The organism is Micromonospora sp. CCTCC AA 2012012, assembly GCF_040499845.1.
Taxonomy (GTDB): Bacteria; Actinomycetota; Actinomycetes; order Mycobacteriales; family Micromonosporaceae; genus Micromonospora; species Micromonospora mangrovi.
The window spans coordinates 2,933,014-2,945,974 of the sequence record NZ_CP159342.1; the positions used below are offsets into that span (position 1 = coordinate 2,933,014).

13 protein-coding genes are annotated in these 12,961 nt (G+C 75.4%); 8 read left to right on the forward strand and 5 right to left on the reverse strand.

The annotated features are described in order from the left end of the window. Positions 1-5 precede the first annotated feature (5 nt). From ABUL08_RS12665 to pflA, 3 genes are all read left to right on the forward strand, one after another. Entirely contained in the window at positions 6-473 is a 468-nt protein-coding gene (locus ABUL08_RS12665; RefSeq protein ID WP_350937709.1) for a hypothetical protein, read from the forward strand. A 203-nt stretch (positions 474-676) separates the two neighbouring features. Beyond that, positions 677-2,923, forward strand: a complete 2,247-nt coding sequence (gene pflB / locus ABUL08_RS12670; RefSeq protein WP_350937711.1) for a formate C-acetyltransferase — start codon at positions 677-679, stop codon at positions 2,921-2,923. After that, the gene (gene pflA, locus ABUL08_RS12675; RefSeq protein ID WP_350937713.1) at positions 2,920-3,699 is read left to right on the forward strand and encodes a pyruvate formate-lyase-activating protein; all 780 of its coding nucleotides are present in this window, start codon (positions 2,920-2,922) and stop codon (positions 3,697-3,699) included. The genes pflB and pflA overlap by 4 nt, the downstream gene beginning before the upstream one ends. Positions 3,700-3,735: 36 nt before the next feature. Here pflA and ABUL08_RS12680 read toward each other — a convergent pair whose 3' ends face one another. Together ABUL08_RS12680 and ABUL08_RS12685 are read right to left on the reverse strand one after the other, a co-directional pair. Beyond that, positions 3,736-4,212: a cyclic nucleotide-binding domain-containing protein gene (locus ABUL08_RS12680; RefSeq protein ID WP_350937715.1), complete on the reverse strand. Its 477-nt coding sequence runs from the start codon at positions 4,210-4,212 to the stop codon at positions 3,736-3,738. A gap of 62 nt (positions 4,213-4,274) precedes the next feature. Beyond that, positions 4,275-4,727: an Hsp20/alpha crystallin family protein gene (locus ABUL08_RS12685; RefSeq protein ID WP_350937716.1), complete on the reverse strand. Its 453-nt coding sequence runs from the start codon at positions 4,725-4,727 to the stop codon at positions 4,275-4,277. A 177-nt stretch (positions 4,728-4,904) separates the two neighbouring features. Between ABUL08_RS12685 and ABUL08_RS12690 the strand changes: the two genes are divergently transcribed. The 3 genes from ABUL08_RS12690 to ABUL08_RS12700 all read left to right on the forward strand — a co-directional run bounded on the left by ABUL08_RS12690 (position 4,905) and on the right by ABUL08_RS12700 (position 9,475). After that, entirely contained in the window at positions 4,905-7,472 is a 2,568-nt protein-coding gene (locus tag ABUL08_RS12690; protein ID WP_350937718.1) for a cation-translocating P-type ATPase, read from the forward strand. A gap of 93 nt (positions 7,473-7,565) precedes the next feature. Next, positions 7,566-8,462, forward strand: a complete 897-nt coding sequence (locus ABUL08_RS12695) for a universal stress protein (protein ID WP_350937721.1) — start codon at positions 7,566-7,568, stop codon at positions 8,460-8,462. Positions 8,463-8,593: 131 nt separating this feature from the next. Further along, positions 8,594-9,475, forward strand: coding sequence for a universal stress protein (locus ABUL08_RS12700; RefSeq protein WP_350937723.1), 882 nt, complete (start codon positions 8,594-8,596; stop codon positions 9,473-9,475). Between the two features lie 93 nt (positions 9,476-9,568). On the opposite strand, the gene ABUL08_RS12705 is transcribed toward ABUL08_RS12700, so the two are convergent. From ABUL08_RS12705 to ABUL08_RS12715, 3 genes are all read right to left on the reverse strand, one after another. Continuing rightward, entirely contained in the window at positions 9,569-10,195 is a 627-nt protein-coding gene (locus ABUL08_RS12705; RefSeq protein WP_350937725.1) for an FMN reductase, read from the reverse strand. Next, a complete protein-coding gene (locus ABUL08_RS12710; RefSeq protein ID WP_350937726.1) occupies positions 10,192-11,295 on the reverse strand; it encodes an LLM class flavin-dependent oxidoreductase in 1,104 nt (367 codons plus the stop codon). Before ABUL08_RS12710 ends, ABUL08_RS12705 begins: the two co-directional genes overlap by 4 nt. Before the next feature lie 70 nt (positions 11,296-11,365). Next, positions 11,366-11,995, reverse strand: a complete 630-nt coding sequence (locus tag ABUL08_RS12715; protein WP_350937728.1) for a DNA-3-methyladenine glycosylase — start codon at positions 11,993-11,995, stop codon at positions 11,366-11,368. A gap of 83 nt (positions 11,996-12,078) precedes the next feature. On the opposite strand from ABUL08_RS12715, the gene ABUL08_RS12720 reads away from it, so the two are divergent. Continuing rightward, positions 12,079-12,513 (forward strand): DNA-binding protein, encoded by a 435-nt coding sequence (locus ABUL08_RS12720; RefSeq protein ID WP_350937729.1) that lies wholly within the window; start codon positions 12,079-12,081, stop codon positions 12,511-12,513. Positions 12,514-12,603: 90 nt separating this feature from the next. Then, the gene (locus tag ABUL08_RS12725) at positions 12,604-12,957 is read left to right on the forward strand and encodes an MmcQ/YjbR family DNA-binding protein (protein WP_350937731.1); all 354 of its coding nucleotides are present in this window, start codon (positions 12,604-12,606) and stop codon (positions 12,955-12,957) included. Positions 12,958-12,961 lie beyond the last annotated feature (4 nt).

Below are 12,961 nucleotides of genomic sequence, written 5' to 3' on the forward strand. Positions count from 1 at the left end.
GCGCGATGACCGCGATCTTCAACCCGACCGGGACCGCCCCGGCCAGCCCACCCCTGCCCCGGCCGGCGTCCACGCCGGCTCCCGCCCCGACCGCACCCGAGCCGGTCGCCCCGGTCGCCCCGATCGGGCCGGTGCTGGAACTGCCCGGCACGCCGGCCGCCGCGCTGGTGCCGGTCACCCACGCCGGCCGGCCGATCGGCGCGTTCGTGCTCGCGCAGGGGCGGGTCCGGTACCGGCGGGTGGTCGACCCCGACCAGCTCGTCGCGGCGGCCGCCGGGGCCTTCGCGGTGGCCGTGCTCACCGCCGCCGTCGCGGTGACGGCCCGCCGCCGGGCACCGGCGATCGGCGCGGTGACCATGGGACCGGGCGGCTGGGTGAGCCTGCGCGGCGTACGCCCGTCGACCCTGCGGCCCGCCGACCGGCCCTGGTGGGCGCGCGTGCTGCGGGCCCGGCGGCTGGTCGTCGAACGCTGACCCGCCGCGACCGCCGCCGGGCGTCGGCCCCCTCCTGCGGGGTCGGCGCCCGGCGGCCGTTCCGGTCCCCGGGGCGCCGGGGTCGACCGGCCCGTCGACAGGGGCGGAGGTCCCGGACCGGTCGGTACCGGCGGCCCTGCCCGGTGGCACCGCCACGCGGAAGGCTTGCGGTGGAAGGTCAACCGGCTCGACGGGAGCAGATCATGACCGGCAACCAGCGCACCCTGGACCCGTGGCGGGGCTTCACCGACGGCCCCTGGCGCGAGACGATCGACGTGGCGGACTTCGTGCGGCGTCACCACGAGCCGTACACCGGCGACGCGTCGTTCCTGACCGGGGCGACCTGCCGCACCCTGGAGGTCTGGGGGCGGTTGCAGGCGATGTTCGTCGACGAGCGCCGCAAGGGCGTCCACGACGTCGACGCGGCCACCCCGTCCACCATCACCGCTCACGCGCCCGGCTACATCGACCGGGACCGGGAGCTGATCGTCGGCCTGCAGACCGACGCGCCGCTGCGCCGGGCGATCATGCCGGCCGGCGGGCTGCGGATGGTGGAGACGGCGCTGAAGGCGTACGGCTACACCCCCGACCCGACGGTGCACCGGATCTTCACCAGCTACCGCAGGACGCACAACGACGCGGTCTTCGACGCGTACCCGGCCGACGTGCTCGCCGCGCGGCGCTCGCACGTCATCACCGGGCTGCCCGACGCGTACGGGCGGGGCCGGATCATCGGCGACTACCGGCGGGTCGCGCTCTACGGCGTGGACCGGCTGATCGCCGAGCGGAAGGCGCACAAGGCCGCGCTGGACGACCGGCCCTCCACGGACGACGTGATCCGCGACCGGGAGGAGCTGGCCGAGCAGATCCGCGCGCTGGGCGAGCTGAAGGAGATGGCCGCCTCGTACGGGTACGACATCTCCCGTCCGGCCGCCACCGGCCAGCAGGCCGTCCAGTGGCTCTACTTCGCCTACCTGGCCGCCACCAAGGAGCAGAACGGCGCGGCCATGTCGCTCGGCCGGACCGCGAACTTCGTCGACGTCTATCTGCGGCGGGACCTCGCCGAGGGGCGCCTGACCGAGATGACCGCCCAGGAGCTGATCGACGACTTCGTGATCAAGCTGCGGATCATCCGGTTCCTCCGCACCCCGGAGTACGACCAGCTCTTCTCCGGCGACCCCACCTGGGTCACCGAGGCGCTCGGCGGGATGGGCGCGGACGGTCGGCCGCTGGTGACCCGGACCAGCTTCCGCTACCTGCAGACCCTCTACAACCTCGGCCCCGCGCCCGAGCCCAACCTGACCGTGCTCTGGTCACCGCGGCTGCCCGACGGGTTCCGGAAGTTCTGCGCCCAGGTGTCCCTGGACACCAGCGCCATCCAGTACGAGAACGACGACCTGATCCGCCCCGCGTACGACGACGACACCGCGATCGCCTGCTGCGTGTCGGCCATGCGGGTCGGGAAGGACATGCAGTTCTTCGGGGCGCGGGCGAACCTGGCCAAGGCGCTGCTCTACGCCATCAACGGCGGCCGGGACGAGCTGACCGGCGAGCAGATCGCCCCGGCGACCCCGCCCGTCGACGGCGAGACCCTCGACTACGACGAGGTGCTCGCCGCGTACGACCGGACGCTGGACTGGCTGGCCGAGACGTACGTGGACGCGCTGAACGTGATCCACCACCAGCACGACCGGTACGCGTACGAGCGGCTGGAGATGGCGCTGCACGACCACCCGGTGCGCCGCTTCATGGCCACCGGCATCGCCGGGCTCTCCGTCGCCGCCGACAGCCTCGCCGCGATCCGCTACGGCCGGGTCAAGGTGCTGCGCGACGAGACCGGGCTGGCGGTCGACTACCTGGTCGAGGGGGAACCCCCCACCTACGGCAACAACGACGACCGGGCCGACTCCATCGCGGTGTGGCTGACCGAGACGTTCGCCGAGAAGCTGCGCCGGCAGCGCACCTACCGCGACGCCGAGCTGACCATGTCGGTGCTGACCATCACCTCGAACGTGGTCTACGGCAGGCACACCGGCAACACCCCGGACGGCCGGCGGGCCGGTGAGCCCTTCGCGCCCGGGGCGAACCCGATGAACGGGCGGGACACCCACGGGCTGGTCGCCGCCGCGCTGTCGGTGGCGAAGCTGCCGTACGCCGCCGCCCGGGACGGCATCTCGCTGACCGGCACGGTCACCCCGGACGGGTTGGGGCGCACCCGGCAGGAGCGGATCGACAACCTGGCCGGTGTGCTCGACGGGTACGCCGACGCCGGCGGCTTCCACCTCAACGTCAACGTGCTCGACCGGGCCACCCTGGTCGACGCGATGGCCCACCCGGAGCGCTACCCGCAGCTCACCGTCCGGGTCTCCGGGTACGCGGTGAACTTCGTCCGCCTCACCCCGGAACAGCAGCGGGACGTGGTGTCCCGGACGTTCCACGGGTCGCTGTGAGCACGCCGACGCCCGGGCCGGTCCGGCCCGGGCGCACCGGCGGGCCGCTGACCGGGGCCGTCCACTCGTACGACCTGTCGGTCGGGGTGGACGGGCCCGGCACCCGCTTCGTGGCGTTCCTCGCCGGCTGCCCGCTGCGCTGCCGGTTCTGCCACAGCCCGGACACCTGGTACCGGCGCAGCGGCCGGCACCGCACGGTCGACGAGCTGATGGCGGAGGTGGCGAAGTACCGCCGGTTCATCACGGTGGCCGGCGGCGGGGTGACCGTCAGCGGGGGCGAACCGCTGCTGCAACCCCGGTTCACCGGCGAGGTGCTGCGCCGCTGCCACGACCTCGGGCTGCACACCGCGCTGGACACCTCCGGCTTTCTCGGCGCCCGCGCCGACGACGCGCTGCTGGACGCCACCGACCTGGTGCTGCTGGACGTCAAGTCGCGGGACCCGGCGACGTACCGGCGGGTGACCCGGACCGGCGAGATCGCCCCGACGCTGCGCTTCGGCCGGCGGCTCGCCGACCGGGGCACTCCGATCTGGATCCGGTTCGTGCTGGTGCCCGGGCTCACCGACGACGAGGCGAACGTGGCCGGGGTCGCGGACTTCGCCGCCGAGCTGGCCACCGTGCAGCGGGTCGAGGTGCTGCCGTTCCACCGGTTGGGCGCGCACAAGTACGCCGAGCTGGGCATCACGTTCCCGCTGGCGGGGACCGAGCCGCCGGGCGCCGAGCTGCTGGACCGGGTACGCGGGCAGTTCGCCGCGCGGGGGCTGACCGTCTACTGACCCGCCGCCGGGGTGGTCCCCCGGCGGCGGTCGCAATCAGCCGGTCCGCGGCAGCGCGGTCGGGTAGCCGTACAGGTCGAGCAGGCGGACCCGGGAGGACTGGAGCCGGTCCACCACCACGCTCATGAACCGGGTGGTGAGCTGCCGGCCGAGCCGGTCGTCGGCCTCCATCAGCCGGCGCACCCCCTCCGCGGTGAACTCCACCGCCGTGCTGCGCTGCACGGCCACCGCCCCGAACTGCCAACGGTAGGGCGGGAAGAGCCAGGACCAGCCGAGGACACCGCCCGCGCCGATCGTCTCGATCCCCACGTCGCCCCGGCCGGGCACCGGGAAGTCCAGCGCCACCTGGCCGCCACGGACGAGCCAGAACCGTTCCGCGGGCTGCCCGGCCCGGAACAGCCGGTGCCCGGGGTGCCACACCACCGGGCGGGCGTAGCCGGTCAGCCGGGGCAGCCACTCCTCGGGCAGTCCGGCCAGGAAGGGATGTACGCGGAGCATCTCCAGCGGGGTCATCGCACTCGCGCCTCCGTGCTCGGGTGAGGGACCCGGCGTACCGCCGGGCCCCTCGGGTCTGGTCACCGCCGGCCGGCGTGCTCCGCCTTGACGGGGGGCTCCACCTTGACGGCGGGCTCGACGGTGATCGGGATCTCGCGGGCGGTCGGCTCGGTGAGGCCGACGGTCGCGGTGATCTCGAGGATGCCGTCCGCGTACCGGGCGGCGATGGTCTCCTCCTTGACTCCGCCCGGCAGCGGGATCAGCCGGGAGAAGGAGCCGTAGTGGAACTCGGAGTGGACCTTGTCGGTGTGGCTCTCCCGGCGGACCACGTCCAGCCGCAGGGTGTCGCCGGTACGGGTGATCCGCACGTCCTTCGCCGGGTCGATGCCGGGCAGTTCGGCGCGCACGACGTACCGGTCGCCGTCGAGGTAGTCCTCGACCCGGATGGTGGGCGCCAGCATCGGCAGCCAGGACAGGTTCGTCCAGTCGAACGGCGCCAGGGCACCGCCGCGGAACTTGGTGGAAGTGGACATCTCCGACCTCCTTGTCGATCGTCCTGAGTCCATCCGACTCCCCACCGGGGGCCCGGCGTCAGGGCCGATGGTCCCGGGCCTCGCGGGCGCAACGCCTCTGCCGCCACACCTTCGACGGGACGACGGTGGAGCGGGACGGTGCGCGCAGTCGGCGCGCCACGAGGACGGAGGCCACCGGTGGGCACAGTCGGTACGACGACCCGGACCGGCCGGCCCGCGGCAGCCGCCGTCCCCGTGGCACCGGTCGGCCTGAGCGCGGCGACCGCCGAGGCGCGGCTGCGTACCGACGGCCCGAACCGGGTGGCCCCGCCACCCCGCCGGCACCTGGCCGTCCGGGTCCTGCACCAGCTCACCGACCCGCTGGTGGCGCTGCTGCTCGCCGCCGCCGTGCTGACCACGGTGCTCGGCGACCACCCGGACACCGCGGTGATCCTGCTGGTGGTCGCCGTGAACACCGCGATCGGGGTGGCGCAGGAGCTGCGCGCCGACCGGGCGATCGCCGCGCTGGACCAGCTCGCCGCGCCGACCGCCCGGGTGGTCCGGGACGGACACGACCTGATCGTGCCCGCCGCCGAGGTGGTCCGCGACGACCTCGTCCGGGTCGAGGCGGGTGACGTCGTCCCGGCGGACCTGCTGCTGACGCAGGCCAGCCGGCTGCGGCTGGACGAGTCGGCGCTGACCGGTGAGGCGGCGCCCGTGGCCCGGGACGCCGGCGGGGAACTCGCCGCGGGCACGGTCGTCGCCACCGGCCGGGGCACCGGGGTGGTGCTGCGGACCGGGCCGGCCAGCGCGCTGGGCCGGATCAGCGGCCTGGTCGCCGGGACCCGCCCCGGCCCCACCCCGTTGCAGCGCCGGCTGACCGGCCTCGGCCGGGTCCTCGGGCTGGTGGCGGTGCTCCTGTCGGGTCTGGTCTTCGTGCTCGGCGTGGCCGGCGGGCGGCCGGCGGTGCAGATGGCGGTCACCGCGGTCAGCCTGGTGGTGGCGGCGGTGCCCGAGTCGCTGCCCGCCGTGGTGACCCTGGCCCTGGCGCTGGGCGCCCGCCGGATGGCGCGGTCCCGGGCCGTTCCCCGCCGGCTGCACGCGGTGGAGACGCTCGGCTCGGTGACGGTGATCGCGTCGGACAAGACCGGCACCCTCACCCAGGGGCGGATGGCGGTGCAGCGGGCGGTCACCGCCGACGGCGCCGGCTACGCGGTCACCGGCACCGGCTACGCGCCCGAGGGCGTGGTACGACAGGACGACGGGCGGGTGGCCGTACCGGACGAACTGCGCCGCCTGGCGCGGGCCGGGCTGCTCTGCAACGACGCCGCGCTGGCGCCACCGGACGACCGGCGACCGGAGTGGACCGCCGTCGGCGACCCGCTGGAGGCGGCGCTGGTGGCCTTCGCCGCCCGGTGCGGCCTGGACCCGGAGGCCACCCGCGCGGCCTGGCCCCGGGTCGCCGAGCACCCGTTCGACCAGGACAACCGGCGGATGACCACGGTGCACCGCAGCTGCGGCCGGGGCTGGCTGGTGGTGTGCAAGGGCGCGCCGGAGAACGTGCTGGTCGCCCCGCTGGTGGACGCGTCGGCGGAGGAACTCGCCGCGCTGACCGCGCGGGCGCACCTGCTGGCGGCGGAGGGGCTGCGGGTGCTCGCCGTGGTCAGCGGGTGGGTCGGCACCGCGCCCGACCCGGCCGCCCCGGTCGGCCTGCGGCCGGTGGGCCTGGTGGCGGTGGGCGACCCGCTGCGCGCCGGCGCCGCCGCGCTCGCCGACAGCTTCGACCGGGCCGGCGTACGCCTGCTGCTGGTCACCGGCGACCACCCGGCCACCGCCGCGGCGGTCGGCGGGCAGCTCGGCCTCTGGCGCGACGGCGACCCGGTGGTCCGGGGCGACGACGGCGACCCGGCCGACGCGGACCCGGCGACCCGGGTCTTCGCTCGCACCCAGCCGGACCAGAAGCTGGACATCGTCGCCGGCCTCCAGGCCCGGGGCCACGTGGTGGCGATGACCGGCGACGGCGTCAACGACGCCCCGGCGCTGCGCCGCGCCGACATCGGGGTGGCGATGGGCGGTGGCACCGAGGTGGCCCGCCAGGCCGCCGACCTGGTGCTGGTCGACGACGACCTGGCGGTGGTGGCCGCCGCGATCGGCGAGGGCCGCCGGATCTACGACAACATCCGCCGGTTCCTGCGCTACGCCCTCGCCGGCGGGGTGGCGGAGCTCGCGGTGATGCTGGCCGGACCGCTGTTCGGGCTGGCGCTGCCGCTGCTGCCCGCGCAGATCCTCTGGATCAACCTGCTCACCCACGGGGTGCCCGGGGTGGCGCTCGGCGCGGAACCGGCGGAGCCCGGCACGCTGCACCGCCCGCCCCGCTCCCCGCAGGAGTCGGTGCTCGGCGCGGGCCTGGGCCGGGACGTGCTGCTCACCGGCGGGCTGATCGCGGCCGTGACCCTGGGCGCCGGCGTGGTCGCCGCCCACGCCGACCGGCCCTGGCAGTCGGTGGTCTTCCTGGTGCTCGGCCTGGCCCAGCTCGGGGTGGCGCTGGCGGTCCGCGCGCGTCGCCTCGCCGGCGCCCGGCGGGGCAATCCGGGGCTGCTCGTCGCGGTGGCGGCCTCCGCGCTGCTCCAGGTCGGCGGGGTGCTCGTCGGCCCGTTGCGGGCGCTGCTCGGCACCGCTGCGCTCGGTGCCGAGCAGCTGCTGGCCTGCGCGGCCGTCGCGGCGCTGCCCGGGCTCGTGCTGCGGCTGACCCGCCGGTGGCGGTGAGGACGGGACCATCGTCCCGGCGCCCCCGGGACCGCCGGCCCTGCCCGCCCGCAGCGCCGCGGAGCAGGCTGGAACCGGACGAAGGAGGACGTCATGACCAGCAGATCCGGTGCCCCCGTCGTGGTGGGCGTGGACGGTTCCCCCTCAGCTCTGGACGCGGTGCGGGTGGCCGCGCGGGAGGCGGCCGCCCGGCACCGGCCGCTGCGGGTGGTGCACGCCTTCATCTGGCCGCTGCTCGGCACGCCGCTCGGGCCGGTGCCCGGGGGCCCGCCCGACGCCGGCCTCCAGCAGCAGGCGCTGTCCCTGCTGGACGAGGCGGTCGACGAGGCCCGCAAGGTCTCCACCGACGTGGTGGTGACCGGTGAGGTGGTGGCCGGCGCGCCGGTCGCGGTGCTGCGCCGGGAGAGCCGGGACGCGGCCCTGCTGGTGCTCGGCCACCGGGGGCTGGGCGGCTTCGCCGAGCTGCTGGTGGGCTCGGTGGCGGTCCAGGTGACCGCCCGGGCCGACTGCCCGGTGCTGGTGGTGCGCGGCGAGGCGCGCGCCGACGGCCCGGTGGTGGTGGGCGTGGACGGCTCGCCGCTGTCGCACGAGGCGATCGGTTTCGCCTTCGCCGAGGCCGCGCAGCGCGGCACCATCCTGGTCGCGGTGCACGCCTGGCTCTATCCCGCGCCGGTCGGCCCGGGCGACATCGTGCCCCTGGTGTACGACGTGGACACGCTGCGCGCCGAGGAGGAGCGGGTGCTCGTCGAGTCCCTCGCCGGCTGGTCCGAGCGCTATCCCGAGGTGCCCGTGCGGCACCGGCTCGTCGCCGGCACGGCGGCCCGGGTGCTGGTCGAGGAGTCCACCGACGCGCAGCTGACCGTGGTCGGCGCGCACGGTCGCGGCGCCCTCGGCGGACTGCTGCTCGGCTCGGTCAGCCACGCGGTGCTGCACCACGCGCGCAGCCCGCTGGCCATCGTCCGGCACCCGAAGGACGGCGACGGCTCCTGAGGCGTCCCGGTCCCCCACCGTCCGCGTCGACCGCTCCCCCGGCCGACGCGGACGGCTCCGTCGGTGGGGCAAATGCGCGGCGGTGACGGCGCGGGCGTCCACAATGACCTGACCGACCTCTGGGGGGAGTCATGAACCGACCTGTCGTGGTGGGCGTCGACGGATCGCCGTCCAGCCTGGTCGCCGCGGAGCACGCGGCCCAGGCCGCGAGTCGGCGTTCCCGACCGCTGCACCTGGTGCACGGCTACCTGCACCCGCTCGGGTACGGCGTGCCGCTCAACCCGTACGACCTCGGGGTGCCGGCGCCCACCGAGGAGGCGCAGAAGATGCTCGAACAGACCGCCGCCGACCTGGTGACGCGGCACCCCGGGTTGACCGTGGAGGTGCGTCAGGTCGCCGGCGGGCCGGGCGCCGCCCTGGTCGAGGAGTCCCGCCGGGCCGACCTGGTCGTGGTGGGCAGCCGGGGGGTGGGCGGCTTCGCGGGGCTGCTGCTCGGCTCGGTCAGCGCCCAGGTGGCGCTGCACGCGCACTGCCCGGCGCTGGTGGTCCGCCCCGCCGAGCAGCCGATCCCGGTCGGTGGGCCGGTGCTGGTGGGGGTGGACGGCTCGGAGTCGGCGGCGCTGGCCGTACGACTCGCCGCCGAGGAGGCGGTCCGGCGCGGCGCTCCCCTGGTGCTGCTGCACGTCCGCGCCGCCGACGACGGGCGCGGGGTGCCCGACGAGGTGGCCGAGTCGGGTGCCGCCGGGCACGCCGAGTCGACCGACCTGCTCGCCGGTACGGCGGCCCGGGTCCGCTCCGACCATTCCGGGCTGCCGGTCGAGGAGCGTACGGTCCGGGCGGCCGAGCCGGAGCAAGCGTTGATCTCCGCGAGCGGGCAGGTCGCGCTGGTGGTGGTCGGCTCGCGGGGTCGGGGCGGCTTCGCCGGGCTGCTGCTCGGCTCGGTCAGCCAGGCCGTCGTGCAGCACGCGCACTGCCCGGTGCTGGTGGCCCACCCGCACGAGCCGGCGGACTGAACCGGGCGTACCGGATCGGTGGGGTCCGGAACGCGGACCGCCGGCCGCTCCGGTGCGGAACGGCCGGCGGGCCGGGGTGTCGTGTCCGCCCGGTCAGGCCGGGTCGCGGCCGGCGAGCAGGTCGGTGAAGGTGGTGGTGAGGGCGAACGGGTCGGCCGGGCCGGTGGCCGCCGGCCGCCGGTCCACCTGGTCGGCCAGCTCCGCGCCGGCCCGGCGGATCCGGCCCCGCAGCGCGCCGTCGACGCCCTCGCCGGACCAGTCCTCCGGCGCGGCGAAGACCGCGGTCGGCACGACCACCGCCCGCAGGTAGGCGAACATCGGCCGGAGCGCGTGCTCCAGCGCCAGCGAGTGCCGGGCGGTGCCGCCGGTCGCGCCGATCAGCACCGGCCGGTCGACCAGGGCGCCGGGGTCGAGCACGTCGAAGAAGGACTTGAACAGGCCGTTGTAGGAGGCGTTGAAGATCGGTGTGACGGCGATGACGGCGTCCGCGCCGGCCACCGCGTCCAGCGCCGCCCGCAGCGCCGCCGACGGGAAGCCGGTGAGCAGGTGGTTCACCACGTCGTGGGCGTGCTCGCGCAGCTCCACCGGGCGGATCTCCACCTCGGCGCCGCGCCGGGCCAGCTCGTCGCGAGTGGCCGCGGCGAGCTGGTCGGCGAGCAGCCGGGTCGACGAGGGCTGGCCGAGACCGGCCGAGACCACGGCGAGGGTACGCCGGGTCATCGCTCCTCCTTCGCGCCGGTCAGGCTCGCCTCCCGCGCGGCGACCAGCGACGCGTGGGTCGGCGCCTCCGGCACGTGCGCCGGTCGCAGCGTGTCGAACTCCTTGCGCAGCACCGGGACCACCTCCTCGCCGAGCAGGTCGAGCTGCTCCAGCACGGTCTTCAGCGGCAGGCCGGCGTGGTCCATCAGGAACAGCTGGCGCTGGTAGTCGCCGACGTACTCGCGGAAGCCCAGGGTGCGGTCGATGACCTCCTGCGGGCTGCCGACGGTCAGCGGCGTCTCCCGGCTGAACTCCTCCAGCGACGGCCCGTGCCCGTAGACCGGGGCGTTGTCGAAGTACGGCCGGAACTCGCGGACGGCATCCTGGGAGTTGCGCCGGAGGAAGACCTGCCCCCCGAGCCCGACGATCGCCTGCTCCGGGCTGCCGTGCCCGTAGTGCGCGAAGCGCTCCCGGTAGAGGCCGACCATCCGCTGGGTGTGCTCCTTGGGCCAGAAGATGTGGTTGGCGAAGAAGCCGTCACCGTAGTAGGCGGCCTGCTCGGCGATCTCCGGGCTGCGGATCGAGCCGTGCCAGACGAACGGGGGCACCCCGTCGAGCGGGCGCGGCGTCGAGGTGAACGACTGGAGCGGGGTGCGGAAGCGTCCCTTCCAGTCGACCACGTCCTCGCGCCACAGCCGGTGCAGCAGGTCGTAGTTCTCGATGGCGAGCGGGATGCCGCTGCGGATGTCCTGGCCGAACCACGGGTAGACCGGCCCGGTGTTGCCGCGGCCCATCATCAGGTCGACCCGGCCGTCGGCCAGGTGCTGGAGCATCGCGTAGTCCTCGGCGATCTTCACCGGGTCGTTGGTGGTGATCAGCGTGGTCGAGGTGGACAGCAGCAGCCGGGACGTACGCGCGGCGATGTGACCCAGCAGCGTGGTGGGCGACGAGGGCACGAAGGGCGGGTTGTGGTGCTCGCCGGTGGCGAAGACGTCGAGCCCGACCTCCTCGGCCTTGAGCGCGATGGCCACCATCGCCTTGATCCGCTCATGCTCGGTCGGCTCCCGGCCGGTGGTCGGGTCGACCGTGACGTCGCCGACGGTGAAGACTCCGAACTGCATGACCCGCTCCTCGTGTGACTCCCGGACCGGTGCGTCCGGGTCGCCCCGCACAACATGCTTGACGCGTCAACTATTTCCGTCGGGTGCGGGGGACGTGCCGGCGGTAGGCGCTCACCGTCGGGTCGCCGGCGATCCAGAACCGCCACGGCACGTCGTGGGCGCCGGTGACGCCGACCCGGGGACCGGCCTCGACCGCCGCCCCGGGCACCGGCACGGGGGCGGGACGCAGCCGCACCGGGCCGTCCGCCAGCAGGTCCGCGCCGTAGGCCGTGCGGTCGACGCCGAGGGTGGCGCAGAGCCGCGCCGGCCCGCGCGCCAGGTCCACGTCCCGGCGTACGGCGGGGCGCCGCGCCCGGGCGACGTCGAGGCCGTCGACCACCTCCCCGGCGCGCAGCAGCACCGCCGAGGCCTCCCCGTCGGGGCCGGTCACCACGTTCATGCACCAGTGCATGCCGTAGGTGAAGTAGACGTAGGCGTGCCCGGCCGGCCCGAACATCACCGCGTTGCGCGGGGTGCGCCCCCGGTGGGCGTGCGAGGCCGGGTCACCGGCGGTGCCGGCGTACGCCTCGGTCTCGGTGATCCGGACGGTGACGTCGTTGGCGGTCAGGGTGCAACCGAGCAGGCCCCGTGCCGCCGCCACCACCGGGCCGGCGAGCAGGTCGGCCAGCTGGGCGCCGGTGTCCGGGTCGACGGTGGTCATGGTCCGACCCTAACCGGCGGCCGGGAGATGAGCAGGACTTGCTTTCAACGGAGTGTTGACAAAGCATCGTTCAAGGGGCTGTGATGGAGCACATGGTCACCCTGGACAACGACCCGTTCACCGCTCCGGATGCTGCTCAGGCGCGAGCGCACCGCAACTACGCGGCGCTGGTGCGGATCGCCGAGCGGCACGCCGGCAGCGACGCCCGCCGCCGGCGCTACGCCCACCCCGACGTGCCCGACGCCTACGAGGCGGCGACGCTGGTGATGGCGCTGGCCGGCGGGGCGGAGCTGGAGCCCGGCGAGGAGCCGGTCGACCAGGCGGACCTGATGGCCGCGCTGACCCTGATCCCGCACGTCCGCGCCGAGGTGGACGCGCTGGAGGCGGGGTTGCTCCAGGTGGCCCGGGGCCGGGGGCTGACCTGGCAGGCGATCGCGTTCGGGCTCGGGCTGGGCAGCGCCCAGGCGGCGCGGCAGCGCTACGAGCGGCTGACCGTCCGGACCGGCACCGGCGACTGACCCGGCGGGAGCGCGCCGCGGGAGGCGGACGGGCGGAACGTGTCGGTGGCCTGCGCGAGACTGGGCGGGCAACCGGCACGGGAGGACGCGATGACGCGCGCGGAGATGCTGACGTACTGCCTGGCGAAGCCGGGCGCCTGGCGGGACCGCCCGTGGGAGGGCGACGAGGTGGTGAAGGTGGGCAGCCGGATCTTCGCGTTCCTCGGCTCCCCCGACGGCGAGCCACGGGTGGGCGTCAAGTGCGGCCCGAACCGGGACGTCGCCGACGAGTGGCTGCACCGCTTCCCGGCCGACGCGAAGCCGTCGCCGTACATCGGCCGGTCCGGCTGGAACAGCCTGCGGCTGGACGGCGGGATCGACGACGAGGAGCTGATCGACGCCGTCGACGGGTCATACGACGCGGTGGTGGCGAAGCTGCCCCGCCGCGAGCGGCCGACGGCCTGAGGGT